Source organism: Paenibacillus sp. Lou8.1 (assembly GCF_024213565.1).
In the GTDB taxonomy this organism is placed as follows: Bacteria; Bacillota; Bacilli; order Paenibacillales; family Paenibacillaceae; genus Paenibacillus; species Paenibacillus polymyxa_B.
On record NZ_JANAVN010000008.1, the window covers coordinates 55,584 to 70,811 of the forward strand.

General features: G+C 58.3%; 2 protein-coding genes. Both read left to right on the forward strand.

Features of this window, described 5'->3' with window-relative positions:
• The first annotated feature begins 21 nt into the window (after positions 1–21).
• Positions 22–144: a hypothetical protein gene (locus tag NLX78_RS26535; protein ID WP_274597363.1), complete on the forward strand. Its 123-nt coding sequence runs from the start codon at positions 22–24 to the stop codon at positions 142–144.
• A complete protein-coding gene (locus NLX78_RS12955) occupies positions 137–15,133 on the forward strand; it encodes a non-ribosomal peptide synthetase (RefSeq protein WP_254350616.1) in 14,997 nt (4,998 codons plus the stop codon). The genes NLX78_RS26535 and NLX78_RS12955 overlap by 8 nt, the downstream gene beginning before the upstream one ends.
• Positions 15,134–15,228: the final 95 nt, after the last annotated feature.

Below are 15,228 nucleotides of genomic sequence, written 5' to 3' on the forward strand. Positions count from 1 at the left end.
TGCGTAGAACGATGCTCTTTGTTGTCTTTCACGCATGGGAGCCGAGCGGGACAGCTGCTAGGCAGAGGATTGCCGCATGCGATCAACCGGGCAAGCGAAGCGGTGACCTGGCGAAAGCCATTGACATTGTTGTCACATGTTTGAAAAGGCGGGGAGCGAGGCTGGAGCGTTGCTGCGGCATATGCCCCGCCGGATTGCTTTTACCGATGAAGAGAGGGGAACGATCCAGATGGCTTTTGAAAAAGAAACGTTGTTTTGGAACGAAAAATTCGGTAGCGACGATTATACCTTGACGCGGCTGCCTTACAGCAAAGCTCCAAGCTCCCTGGCGCCCATTATGACAACCGTCGGCGGGACGCTTTCGGAGGAAGTGGCGCAGCGCGTCCTTCAAATGAGCAAGGGCGCTCCGCTGGCCACTTTTATGATTTTGCTCGCCGGTGTTCAGTCGCTCTTGCATAAATATACAGGCGCTTCTGACATTCTGGTCGGCATGCCGGTTGTACGGAAACCGACGGAGACGCGCCGATCCGTTAATCATACGATCATTTTGAAAAACTCGCTTTCGGCGGGTGCGACTTTTAAAACGCTTCTGAGCGAGCTGAGGACTTCCTTGCCGGAAGCGATTCAGCATCAACATATTCCGTTCTTGAAAATGACGGAGAAGCTGGACCTGCAATATGCAGACGGGATACCCGTCGTCCATACGCTAGTATCCCTTAAGGAGCTGCATCTGGACGAAATCGGGCAAAACGTGGTCACGGATTGTTCCTTTGAATTCAGCTTAACCGGCGGGACGATACAGCTAGCGCTGTCATATAACGAGCACTTATATGACTCCGAGTTCATGACTCGGGTCGTCGGCCATCTGAATCGCCTGCTGGCCGTGGGGCTTCACGAGTTGGAGCTGGACATCGTGCGGGCGGACATGCTGTCGGAGGACGAGAAATTTCAATTGCTGCAAAGCTTTAACGATACCGAGAAGGACTATCCCCGTGATCGGACGATTCATCAGCTCGTGGAGGAGCAGGTGAAGCGGGTGCCCGAAGCGACGGCGGTTGTCTTTGAGGGGCGGCGGCTTTCGTACGCGGAGCTGAACGAACGGGCGAACCGGCTGGCGCGGACGCTGCGATCGGTCGGCGTGCTGCCCAATCAGCTGGTAGGCTTGATGGCTAGGAGATCGCTGGAGACGGTCGTTGGCATTCTGGCGGTTCTGAAAGCTGGCGGTGCCTACGTGCCGATCGACCCGGAATACCCGGAAGAACGCATCCGCTACATTCTGGAGAACTCGAACGCGCAGCTGCTGCTGACTCAAAGGGAGCTGCAGCAGCAGGTGTCGTTCGAAGGGACCGTGGTGGCGCTGGATGACGAGCAGGCCTACAGCGACGATGGCTCGAACCTGGAGCCGGCCAGCGGTCCGAACGATCTGGCTTATGTCATCTATACATCAGGTACGACGGGCAAACCCAAAGGGGTCATGCTGGAGCATCGCGGGCTGGTCAGCCTGAAACTGACGTTTGCCCATACGCTTCACACGACCGAACAGGATCGAGTGCTGCAATTCGCCAGCCTATCGTTCGATGCGTCGTGCTGGGAGATGTTCAACGCTCTGTATTTCGGGGCGACCTTATATATACCGTCAACCGAGACGGTTTTGGATGATCAGCTGTTCGAACGTTTCATGAACGAGCATGCAATTACGATCGCCACTTTGCCGCCAACTTATGCTGCTTATTTGAATTCAGACCGCCTGCCGAGTCTGAGCAGGCTCATCACGGCGGGCTCCGCCGTTTCAGCCGAATTCGTGCAGCAGTGGAAAGACAAGGTACAGTACTATAACGCGTACGGTCCGACGGAAGCCTCGATCGCCACATCCGTGTGGGCGGCGTCTACGCATGACACCGAACGCAGAGCGATACCGATCGGACGTCCGATCTGGAACCATCGCTTGTATATACTGGGCGCACAGAATCAGCTGGCGCCTATCGGAGTGGAGGGAGAATTATGCATCGCGGGCGTCGGCCTCGCCCGGGGATATTGGAACCGGCCGGATCTGACGGCGGAGAAATTCATCGAACACCCGTTTGAGCCCGGAGAGAGACTGTACCGGACGGGCGACTTGGCCCGCTGGCTGCCGGACGGAAATATTGAGTACTTGGGCCGGATTGACCATCAGGTGAAAATCCGTGGATTCCGGATCGAGATCGGCGAGATTGAAGAGCAGCTTCTGAAGATCGACTCCGTGCAGGAGACGATCGTAATCGCGCGGGAAGGCAAAAGCGGGCAAGAACTGTGCGCTTACCTGGTCGCGGGCCGCCCGCTTACGCTCGGCGAGCTGAGAAGCGCGCTGGCGCAAAAATTGCCGAATTACATGATTCCAGCGCATTTTGTTCAGCTTCCGCGGATGCCGCTCACGCCGAACGACAAAATCGACCGCAAGGCTTTGCCCGCTCCGGAAGGAAACGCGCTGACCGGCGGTGCGTACGTAGCTCCCCGCAATGAAGCCGAGCGGACGCTTGCCGATGTGTGGCAGGCGGTATTGAACGCCGATCGCGTTGGGGTAACGGATCATTTCTTCGAGCTGGGCGGAGACTCGATCAAGTCCATTCAAGTATCTTCGCGGCTTCATCAAGCCGGGTACAAGCTGGAAATCCGGGATTTGTTCAAATATCCGACTATCTCACAGCTCAGCCTGCATGTGAAACCGATCGGACGTACTATCGATCAAGGCGAAATAACGGGTGAAACGGCGCTGACGCCGATTCAGCATTGGTTTTTCGAGAGCTCCTTTGCGGACCCGCATCATTTCAGCCAGTCGGTGATGCTGTACCGGAAGGAACGCTTCGACGAAGAGACGGTACGTCAGGTGCTGCAAAAGCTGGCCGAGCATCATGACGCCTTGCGGATGGTGTTCCGCAAGACGGAACAAGGGTTTAGCGCGCGGAACCGCGCGATTCAGGAAGGCGGGCTGTTCACGCTGGACGTGTTCGACTTCAAGGATGCGGAGAATACCGCGCAGGTTGTGGAAGCGAAGGCAACGGACATTCAAGCGGGTATCGATCTGGAGAATGGGCCCCTCGTGAAGGCGGGACTGTTCCGGTGCGCGGACGGCGACCATTTGCTGCTCGCGGTTCATCATGCCGTGGTGGACGGCGTGTCTTGGCGCATTTTGATGGAGGATTTCGCTCTGGGTTACGAGCAGGCCGGCAAAAGAGAGGAAATTCGTTTCCCGGCGAAAACGGATGCGTACCGCACTTGGTCCGAGCAGTTGGCCGCTTACGCGCAAAGCCCGGAGATGGCGAAGGAACGGGCCTATTGGCAGGCCGTGGAACAAATTGCGGTTCCGGCCGTGCCGAAGGATCTGGAGGCGGACGTTACGACGCAGCAGGACAGCGAATCGCTGTTCGTCCGTTTGACTCCCGAAGAAACGGAGCTGCTGCTGAAGCGGGTTCACCGGGCCTACAACACCGAAATGAACGATATTTTGGTAACGGCACTCGGCATAGCTGTTCGCAAGTGGACGGGACACGAACGGGTGCGGATCAATCTCGAAGGACACGGACGCGAATCGATCGGAACGGATATCGACATCACGCGCACAGTCGGCTGGTTTACGACCAAGTTTCCGGTCGTCCTGGAGCCGGAAACCGACCGGGATTTGGCCTATCAGATTAAACAGGTCAAGGAAAGCTTGCGCCGCATTCCGAACAAGGGGCTTGGGTACGGCGTATGCCGCTATCTCTCCAAATCGGAGGATGGCTTTGTTTGGGGCGCAGAGCCGGAAATTAATTTTAACTACCTCGGCCAGTTCGACGATGATGTCAATCAGGACGAGATCGGCATATCTTCTTATTCCAGCGGCAGCCCGGCCAGCGACCGGCAGGCCCGCAGCTTTGTGCTGGATATCAACGGCATGGTGCTGGACGGCGCTTTATCGCTCGATCTCAGCTACAGCCGGAAGCAGTATCGCAAGGAAACGATGGAAGCCTTCGCTCAGCGGCTTGAGCAAAGTCTCCGAGAGCTCATTACCCACTGCGCAGGCAAAGAAAACACCGAATTGACGCCGAGCGACGTGCAATTTAAAGGCTTGACCATCGCGGAATTGGAGCAAATCGCCCAGCGCTCGGGCCATCTCGGGGAAATTGAAAATATTTACTCGCTTACGCCGATGCAGAAGGGCATGTGGTTCCACAGCGCGCTTGACCGGCAAACGGCCGCTTACTTCGAGCAGACGCGGTTTACGATGCGGGGAGCGCTCGACGTCCAGCTTTTCGAGAGGAGCTGGATGGAGCTTGCGAAACGTCATCTGGTGCTGCGGGCGAATTTTGTGAAAGGACCGGCGGGCGAGCCGCTGCAAATCATATACCGCGACAAGCCGGTCGGCTTTGAATATGAAGAGCTGCTTCATTTGCAGGCGGACGAGAAACAAGCGTATTTGGATAAAAAGGCCGAGGATGACAAGCTTCGCGGCTTCGACATGGAACATGACGCGCTCGTTCGGGTTACGATCCTGCGCACCGAAGAGCAAAGCTATCATGTGCTGTGGAGTTTCCAGCATATTTTGATGGACGGCTGGTGCCTGCCGCAGCTGACGCAGGAGCTGTTTGAGACGTACTCGGCCTTGGCATCCGGCAAGCAGCCAGCGGGAGATAAGGGATCGGATTATGGCGCTTATATCGAATGGTTGGAGAAACAGGACGATCAGGCGGCATCCGGCTATTGGACGGCATTCCTGGCAGGTTATGAAGGGCAAACCGTACTCCCGGGACAAAAGGAACCGGCGCCAAACGGCAGATTTACGGCTGATCACGTCACCGCTGAGCTGGGCAAGGACTTGAGCGAGCGGATGGACCGGGTGGCGAAACAGCGCCTGGTTACGGTCAATACGCTGCTGCAAGCCGCTTGGGGCGTGATGCTGCAAAAATATAACGGAGCAAACGCTGCCGTATTCGGCAGCGTCGTGGCCGGAAGACCGGCGGAAATCCCGGGCATCGAGTCCATGATCGGGCTGTTCATCAATACGGTGCCGGTTCGCGTCACGAGCGAAGCGGACACCGTGTTCGCCGACCTGATGGCGAAGCTCCAAGAGCGGGCGCTGGAGTCCGGGCGTTATGATTACTATCCGCTGTATGAAATTCAAGCCCGCAGCGTGCAAAAGCAGAACCTGATCAACCATATCATCGCTTTCGAGAACTATCCAGTGGACGAGCAGATGGAGCAGGCGGGCGACCAGCAGCACGGCGACCTGACCATCGCTGACGTTCAGATGGAGGAGCAGACGAACTATAACTTCAACGTGACCGTGGTGCCGGGAGTCGAGATCGAAATTCGATTCGACTTTAACGCCGAAGTGTTCGATAAAGACAGCATCGAGTTGCTCAAGGGGCATCTCGTCCATCTGCTGGAGCAGGTGACGGATAACCCGGAAATTACCGTGGGCGATCTGGAACTTGTGACGGAGGCGGAAAAGGCCGACCTTCTCGGACGTTTTAACGACACCACCACGGAATTTCCGCGCGGGAAGACGCTCATTCAATTGTTCGAAGAGCAGGCGGAGCGCATCCCGGATGCAGCCGCCATCTCCTTGAATGAGCAAGAGCTGACCTACCGCGAGCTGAACGAACGCGTCAACCGCCTTGCCCGTACCTTGCGTAGCCACGGGATATCCAAAGGCCGTCTGGTCGCCATTATGGCTGAGCGTTCCATCGAAATGGTGGTGGGCATGCTGGCGGCACACAAAGCCGGAGCGGCTTACGTACCGATTGACCCGGAATATCCCGAGGAGCGTATCCGTTTCTTGATTGAGGATTCGGGAGCGCAGGCCATGCTGACGCAAAGCCGCTTGCGCGAGCGCCTGGCGGGTTCGGACTCCGTGATCTTACTGGATGACGAGTCCTTCTATCACGAGGACGGCACAAATCTAAATCCGGGCACCGAAGCGACGGATCTGGCCTGCGTCATCTATACGTCAGGCACGACGGGCAAGCCGAAAGGCAACCTTGTTTCGCACCGCAACATCGTGCGGATCGTGCGAAATACGAATTATATCGACATCACCGAACGGGATCATGTCCTCCAGCTTTCGAGCTATTCGTTCGACGGAGCGATTTTCGATATTTTCGGCGCTTTGACCAACGGGGCGCGGCTGGTGCTGGTTCCCCGCGAGACTTTGCTGGAAATCGTCCGGCTGGCGGATCTCATCCAGCGTGAGCGCATCTCGGTCATGCTGATTACGACGGCTTTCTTCAACGTCCTTGTAGATGTGAACGTCGATTGCCTGCGGGATGTCCGGGCGATTTTGTTCGGAGGAGAGCGAGTGTCGGTCGGACATGTACGTAAAGCGCTCGCCCATATCGGACCGGGCAGGCTCAACCACCTGTACGGCCCGTCGGAAAGCACGGTTTATACCACGTACCTTCCGGTCGACTTCGTCGATGAGTCGGCGGTTACCGTACCCATCGGACGGCCGATCAGTAATACGAAGGTGTATATCGTCGACAGCCGGAATAAGCTTCTGCCGATCGGCGTGGCCGGGGAGCTTTGCGTCGGCGGAGAAGGCTTGGTACGGGGCTACAATAACCGGCCGGAGCTGACGGCGGAGAAATTTGTGGACAATCCGTTTGTGCTGGGAGAGCGCATGTACCGGACGGGGGATTTGGCGAAATGGCTGCCGGACGGCACGATCGAATACGTGGGACGGACGGACGACCAAGTGAAAATCCGCGGCTTCCGCATTGAGCTGGGCGAGATCGAAGCTCAGCTTCAGAAAGTGGAGGGAATTCGGAAAGCGACGGTATTCGCGAGGGAAGACGCCTCCGGCGAGAAGCAGCTTTGCGCCTATTATGAAGCGGACCGCGAGCTTACGGCGGCCGAGCTGAAGAGCGTGCTTTCCCAGGAACTGCCGGCCTATATGATTCCGGCGTACCTGATCCAGTTGGAGCGGCTCCCGCTGACGACGAACGGCAAGGTCGACCGCCGATCACTCCCGGCGCCGGAGGAGAGCTTGCAGCCGGGCGAAGAACGTACTCCGCCTCGGACTCCGCTGGAAGCTAGCTTGGCGGGAATTTGGAAAAGCGTGCTCGGACTGGAGCACATCGGGGTTCATGACAACTTCTTCGACCTGGGCGGCCATTCCCTGCGGGCGACGACACTGGTGAGCAAGGTGCATCAGGAGCTGAACGTCGAGCTGCCTCTGCGCGACGTATTCCGCTACTCGACGATCGAAGAGATGGCTCTCGCCATCTCCCGGATCGGAGAACAGTCGTTCTCGTCGATTCCGCTGGCGGGCGCAAGAGCATATTATCCGCTTTCCTCAGCTCAGAAGCGGCTGTTTATCCTGAATCAGCTGGAAGGGGCCGATCAGAGCTACAACATGCCGGGCGTGCTGCTACTGGAAGGATCGATTGACCGGAGCCTGCTGGAGAAGGCTTTCCGCGGACTGATCGCACGGCACGAAACGCTGCGAACCGGCTTTGAGATCGTACAAGGCGAAGCTGTACAGCGCATTTACGAGAGCGTCGACTTTGCCGTCGAGTACCGTCATGTGAGCGAGGAAGAAGCGCCCGAAGTCGTGCAGGCCTTCATCCGGCCTTTCGACTTGGCGAAGCCCCCGCTGCTGCGGGCGGAGCTCGTAGAGCTGGCAGCCGAACGTTATTTGCTTATGTTCGACATGCACCATATCGTCTCCGATGGGGTTTCGATGGACGTGTTAGTCGAGGAACTCGTTCGTATGTACGGCGGCGAGTCATTAGAGCCTTTGCGCATTCAATACAAGGACTATGCGGTATGGCAGCAGTCGGACGAGCAAAAAGTGCAGTTGAAACGCGAGGAAGCTTACTGGCTGGACCGTTACCGGGGCGAGCTGCCGGTTCTGGAAATGCCGACGGACTATCCGCGTCCTGCCGTGCAGAGCTTTGAGGGACAAACGCTGACGTCCTTCGTGGACGAGGCAACGAACGAAGGCTTGAAGCAGCTGGCCGCTCAAAGAGGAACGACGCTGTATATGGTGCTGCTTGCGGCATATACCGTGCTTTTGCAAAAATACACAGGTCAGGACGATTTGATCGTCGGAACGTCGATTGCGGGCAGAACGCACGGAGACACGCAGCCTTTGATCGGAATGTTCGTCAATACGCTGGCGCTCCGCAATTATCCGGCTTCGGAGAAGACCTTCCTGTCGTATCTGGAGGAAGTGAAAGAAACGACCTTAGGCGCTTATGAGCATCAGAATTATCCGTTCGAAGAGCTCGTTGATAAAGTGCAGGTCAGCCGGGATTTGAGCCGCAACCCACTGTTTGACACGATGTTCTCCCTGCAAAACTTGGAGGATAAAGAGTTTGAGTTGGAAGGGCTGAAATTGTCCCCGTACCCTAGCGAATACGGCACGGCCAAGTTCGACCTGAGTGTGGATGTTACGGAAGAAAACGGCGGCCTGGAGTGCAGCTTTGAATTCGCAACGGCTCTTTATAAAGAAAGCACGATCCGGCGGCTGTCGACTCATTTCGGACATTTGCTTGCGGCGATCGTAAGCCGTCCGGATGCGAAGATTGCCGAGCTGAACTTATTGACGGCAGAGGAAAAAGAGCAAATTCTCGGCGCGTTTAACCCGGCGCAGCCGGAAGCGGCTCCTGCGGCCGCGTTCCACCGGCTGTTCGAGGAACAGGCGGAGCGCACGCCGGAAGAGGCGGCCGTCGTGTACGAGAACGACCGGCTGACGTATGCGGAGCTGAACGAGCGGGCGAACCGCTTGGCGGCCACGCTGCGTGCAAGCGGCATCGGCCGGGAGACGATCGTTGGCATTCTCGCCGAGCGTTCGGTGGACTTGCTGGTGGCCGTTCTGGCCGTCTGGAAAGCGGGCGGGGCATATGTGCCGCTCGACCCGGATTACCCGGCGGAGCGCGTGCGGTTCATGCTCGAAGACAGCGGAGCGAAGGTACTGCTGACGCAAACGGCGCTGCGAGAGCGTGCCGAAGCCTGGCTCGGCGAAGAGGAGCTGGCGCTGGAGGCTGTGCTGTACCTGGACGACGAAGCGTCGTACAGCGAGGAGCGGGCGAATGCGCCGATTGGCTCCGGCATTGTCTCCGGCAAGCTGACGGATGCTGTGGACGACGGCGATGAGAGCCATCAGAATGTTGGCACCGACAGCTTCCATGAAGCCCGTCCAGAGGACCTGGCGTACGTGATCTACACGTCGGGAACGACGGGCAAGCCGAAGGGCGTGATGATCGAGCACCGCAGCCTGGTGAATACGGCGGCGGGCTACCGGCGGGAATACCGGTTGGATCAGTTCCCGGTGCGGCTGCTGCAGCTCGCAAGCTTCTCGTTTGACGTGTTCGTGGGAGATATCGCGCGGACGCTGTACAACGGAGGCACGATGGTGATTGTGCCGAAGGACGACCGGATCGATCCGTCTCGTCTGCACCACTGGATGGAGCGGGAGCGGGTCACCATCTTCGAATCGACGCCGGCGCTGATCGTGCCGTTCCTGGAGTACGTGCACGAGCAGCGGCTGGATATGAGCTGGATGGAGTTGTTGATCACGAGCTCGGACAGCTGCAGCGTGGCGGATTACCGGACCTTGCAGGAACGCTTCGGCTCGTTGTTCCGGATCATCAACGCATACGGCGTGACGGAAGCGGCGATCGACTCAAGTTTCTACGACGAGGAGCTGACGAAGCTGCCGCAGACAGGCAATGTGCCGATCGGCAAAGCGTGGCTGAATGCTAAATTCTACATCGTGGATGCGCATCTGAACCCGGTGCCGGTCGGGGTGCTGGGCGAGCTGGTCATCGGCGGAGTCGGAGTGGCGCGCGGGTACTTGAACCGTCCGGAGCTGACGGAAGAGAAGTTCGTAGACAGCCCGTTTGCCGCGGGCGAGCGGCTGTACCGCACGGGAGACTTGGCGCGGTGGATGGAAGACGGCAACGTGGACTTCATCGGCCGGATCGACAACCAGGCGAAAATCCGGGGCTACCGGATCGAGACGGGCGAGATCGAGTCGCAACTGCTGCGGGTGGAAGGCGTGCGCGAAGCGGTGGTGCTGGTTCGAAGTGACGCGAACGGGCAGAAGGCGCTATGCGCGTATTACACGCCGGATACCGGAGCGGAGCTGGTGGTGAACGATTTGCGCAGCGCGCTGGCGCAGGAGCTGCCGGGCTACATGATCCCGTCGTACTTCGTGGAGCTGGAGCGCCTGCCTCTGACGCCGAACGGAAAGATTGACCGGAAGGCGCTGCCGGCGCCGGAAGGGGAAGCGGGAAGCGGAACGGAGTACGTCGCACCGCGCAATGAGCTGGAAACGAAGCTGGCGGCGATTTGGCAGGAGGTGCTGGGGCTTGCGAAGGAGATTGGCGTTCACGACAACTTCTTCGACATCGGCGGCCACTCCCTGCGGGCGACGACGCTGGTCAGCAAGATTCATAAAGAGTTGAACGTGGATCTGCCGCTGCGCGACGTGTTCCGCCATTCCACGATCGAGAGCATGGCGGCCGCCATTTCCCGGCTGGATGAGCAAACATTCGTTGCCATTCCGATGGCGGATGACCGAGAGGTGTACCCGCAATCTTTTGCTCAAAAACGTCTCTTTATCCTGAATCAACTGGAAGGCGCGGAGCTTAGCTACAACATGCCGGAAGCGATGCTGCTGGAGGGTGCTTTAGACCGGGCAAGGTTCGAAGAAGCGTTCCGTAAGCTCGTGGCGCGGCATGAAATGCTGCGCACCGGGTTCGAAATGGTGGATGGCGAAGCATCGCAGCGGATTTACCAGGACGTGAATTTTGCCGTGGAGTTCTATCGAGCGGATGAGCAAGAGGCCGAAGAGACGGTTCGCCGTTTCGTCCGTCTGTTTGACTTGGCGAAGCCTCCGCTGCTGAGGGTAGGCCTTGTCGAGCTAGCTCCGAAACGCCATATTCTAATGTACGACATGCATCATATTATTTCCGACGGCGTCTCGATGGAAATCTTTGTTGAAGAATTCGTCCGCTTGTACGGCGGCGAGCAATTGGAGCCTCTGCGCATTCAGTACAAAGACTACACCGTTTGGCAGCATTCGCAGGAGCAGAAGGAACGGCATCAGCGTCAGGAGGCGTACTGGCTGGACATGTTCCAAGGCGAGCTTCCGGTGCTGGAAATGCCGACCGACTATCCGCGTCCGGCCGTGCAGAGCTACGAAGGCCAAACGCTGGAGTTTTTCTTCGACGCTTCGAAAACCGACGGCCTGAAGCAGCTGGCCTCGGAAACGGGCACGACGCTGTTTATGGTGCTGCTTGCGGCGTATAACGTCCTTCTGCATAAATATTCAGGTCAGGAAGACGTGATCGTCGGTACGCCGATTGCCGGAAGGAATCATGGAGATGTGCAGCCGTTGATCGGGATTTTCTTAAACACGCTGGCTATCCGCAGTTATCCGGCTTCGGAGAAGACATTCCTGTCCTACCTGAACGAAGTCAAAGAAACGACCCTCCACGCCTTCGAGCATCAAAACTATCCGTTCGAAGAATTGGTGGACAAGGTGCAAGTCACCCGTGATTTAAGCCGCAATCCGCTCTTCGACACGCTGTTTACGATGCAGAATACGGAGAACGAGGAATTTGAGCTGAAAGGGCTTCGCCTGATTCCTTATCCGAGCGCACTGGATACCGCGAAGTTTGATATCAGCTTGGATGTGGGCGAGGAGAACGGCGGCTTGGATTACAGCTTCGAATATGCGACGGCTCTCTACAAAAGGGAGACGATCGAACGGCTGGCGAAACATTACGAGCAGCTGCTCGTAACGATCGTAAGCCGTCCGGATGCGAAGATCGCCGAGCTGAACTTGCTGACGGCAGAGGAAAAAGGACAAATTCTCGGCGCGTTCAACCCGGCGCAGCCGGAAGCGGCTCCTGCGGCCGCGTTCCACCGGCTGTTCGAGGAACAGGCGGAGCGCACGCCGGAAGCGGCGGCCGTCGTGTACGAGAACGACCGGCTGACGTATGCGGAGCTGAACGAGCGGGCGAACCGCTTGGCGGCTACGCTGCGTGCAAGCGGCATCGGCCGGGAGACGATCGTCGGCATTCTCGCCGAGCGTTCGGTGGACTTGCTGGTGGCCGTGCTGGCCGTCTGGAAAGCGGGCGGGGCGTATGTGCCGCTCGACCCGGATTACCCGGCGGAGCGCGTGCGGTTCATGCTCGAAGACAGCGGAGCGAAGGTGCTGCTGACGCAAACGCCGCTGCGAGAGCGTGCCGAAGCCTGGCTCGGCGAAGAGGAGCTGGCGCTGGAGGCTGTGCTGTACCTGGACGACGAAGCGTCGTACAGCGAGGAGCGGGCGAATGCGCCGATTGGCTCCGGCATTGTCTCCGGCAAGCTGACGGATGCTGTGGACGACGGCGATGAGAGCCATCAGAATGTTGGCACCGACAGCTTCCATGAAGCCCGTTCAGAGGACCTGGCGTACGTGATCTACACGTCGGGAACGACGGGCAAGCCGAAGGGCGTGATGATCGAGCACCGCAGCCTGGTGAATACGGCGGCGGGCTACCGGCGGGAATACCGGTTGGATCAGTTCCCGGTGCGGCTGCTGCAGCTCGCAAGCTTCTCGTTTGACGTGTTCGTGGGAGATATCGCGCGGACGCTGTACAACGGAGGCACGATGGTGATTGTGCCGAAGGACGACCGGATCGATCCGTCTCGTCTGCACCACTGGATGGAGCGGGAGCGGGTCGCCATCTTCGAATCGACGCCGGCGCTGATCGTGCCGTTCCTGGAGTACGTGCACGAGCAGCGGCTGGATATGAGCTGGATGGAGTTGTTGATCACGAGCTCGGACAGCTGCAGCGTGGCGGATTACCGGACCTTGCAGGAACGCTTCGGCTCGTTGTTCCGGATCATCAACGCATACGGCGTGACGGAAGCGGCGATCGACTCAAGTTTCTACGACGAGGAGCTGACGAAGCTGCCGCAGACAGGCAATGTGCCGATCGGCAAAGCGTGGCTGAATGCGAAATTCTACATCGTGGACGCGCATCTGAACCCGGTGCCGGTCGGGGTACTGGGCGAGCTGGTCATCGGCGGAGTCGGAGTGGCGCGCGGGTACTTGAACCGTCCGGAGCTGACGGAAGAGAAGTTCGTAGACAGCCCGTTCGCCGCGGGCGAGCGGCTGTACCGCACAGGAGACTTGGCGCGGTGGATGGAAGACGGGAACGTGGACTTCATCGGCCGGATCGACAACCAGGCGAAAATCCGGGGGTACCGGATCGAGACGGGCGAAGTCGAAGCGAAGCTGCTGAGTGTAGGTGGTGTGAAGGAAGCGGTGGTGCTGGTTCGAAGTGACGCGAACGGGCAGAAGGCGCTATGCGCGTATTACACGCCGGATACCGGAGCGGAGCTGGCGGTGAACGATTTGCGCAGCGCGCTGGCGCAGGAGCTGCCGGGCTACATGATCCCGTCGTACTTCGTGGAGCTGGAGCGCCTGCCTCTGACGCCGAACGGAAAGATTGACCGGAAGGCGCTGCCAGCGCCGGAAGGGGAAGCGGGAAGCGGAACGGAGTACGTCGCACCGCGCAATGAGCTGGAAACGAAGCTGGCGGCGATTTGGCAGGAGGTGCTGGGGCTTGCGAAGGAGGTTGGCGTTCACGACAACTTCTTCGACATCGGTGGCCACTCCCTGCGAGCGACGACGCTGGCGGGCAAGGTATTTAAGGAATTAAACGTCAACCTGCCGCTGCGCGACGTATTCCGTCACTCGACGATTGCGGCGATGGCCGAGGCGATCGCCCGGATGGAACGGCGGGAGCATGAGGCCATTCCTCAAGCGGAGGAGAGAGAGTACTACCCTCTATCCTCCGCGCAGAAACGGCTGTTCATTCAGCACACGCTGGATGGAGCGGATCAGCTTTACAACATGCCGGAGCTGGTGCAGGTGGAAGGCGAGTTTGATTTAGACCGGTTGGAAGCCGCCTTGCGGAAATTGATAACACGGCATGAATCGCTGCGCACCGGTTTTGAAATCGTGAAGGCCGAAGCGGTTCAGCGGATTTACCCGCAGGTCGATTTTGCTATCGAGCATCATCAAGCGGATAAAGAGGATGCGGCTCAAATCGAGCAGATCGTCCGCAGCTTCGTTCGTCCGTTTGATCTCGGCAAGCCGCCGCTACTGCGCGCCGGGGTCATCGAGCTGGAGCCGAACCTGCATATTCTCCTTTTCGACATGCACCATATGGTGTCCGACGGCGTATCGATGGCGATTGTGATCGATGAGTTCTCGAGTTTCTACGCCGGGGAAGAACTGCCGCCACTGCGCATTCAATACAAGGATTATGCCGTTTGGCAGCAGTCGAAGGCCCACCGAGAGCGGATCGGGCGGCAGGAAGCGTACTGGCTAAAAACCTTCGAAGGCGAGCTGCCGACGGCGGACCTGCCGATGGACTACGAACGGTCTGCGTCTCGCAGCTACGAAGGCGCGCATCTGGAGTTCGAAGTCGAAGCTTCTCTCTCTGCGCGGCTGCGCGAATTGGCGGCCGAGCGTGAAAGCACGCTGTTCATGGTGCTGCTTGCGGCTTATACCGTGCTGCTGTCCAAGTACAGCGGGCAGGAGGACTTGGTCGTGGGTACCCCGGTGGCGGGAAGAACGAACGCCGATTTGGAACCGGTCATCGGGATGTTTGTCAATACGCTGGCGATCCGCAATCGTCCGTCGGGCGACAAAACGTTCTTGTCCTACCTGGAAGAAGTGAAGGAAACGGCTTTGGGTGCTTTCGAGAACCAGGATTATCCATTTGAGGAGCTCGTGGAGCGTTTGAATGTGAAGCGGGAGCCGGGCCGCTTCCCGCTGTTCGATGCCGTTTTCGACTTGCAAAATATCGAAGAACGAGACGCCGAGCTGGAAGGGGTCAGCCTGAAGACTTACGAGCTTGACCATTTGGAAGAAGCGAAGTTCGATCTGACGCTGTTTATGTATGAAAACAACGGAGCGCTGAGCGGGGGCTTCTTCTACGCCACCAAGCTGTTCAAAGAAGCGATGATCCGCACCTTGACCGAGGATTACCTGCGGGTACTGTCTCAAATTGCGGAAAATCCACAACTCGAGCTAAGCCGGATTGAATGTCATAAACCGGCGGCAGGCGCAAAGAGTGCCGTCGATACGATCGAATTCGCCTTCTAATCCTACAAGCGCGCCTCCGCCGTCAAGCGAAAGCGGCGCGCATCCCAAGGAAGACGGCGAACAACGCCCAAGCCCGTAAACGCGCAGGCCGAAAG

What these genes read in the sequence shown, in the direction of transcription:
- NLX78_RS12955 (WP_254350616.1), top strand. Translation starts at nt 137, where the DNA reads ATGTTTGAAAAGGCGGGGAGCGAGGCTGGAGCGTTGCTGCGGCATATG.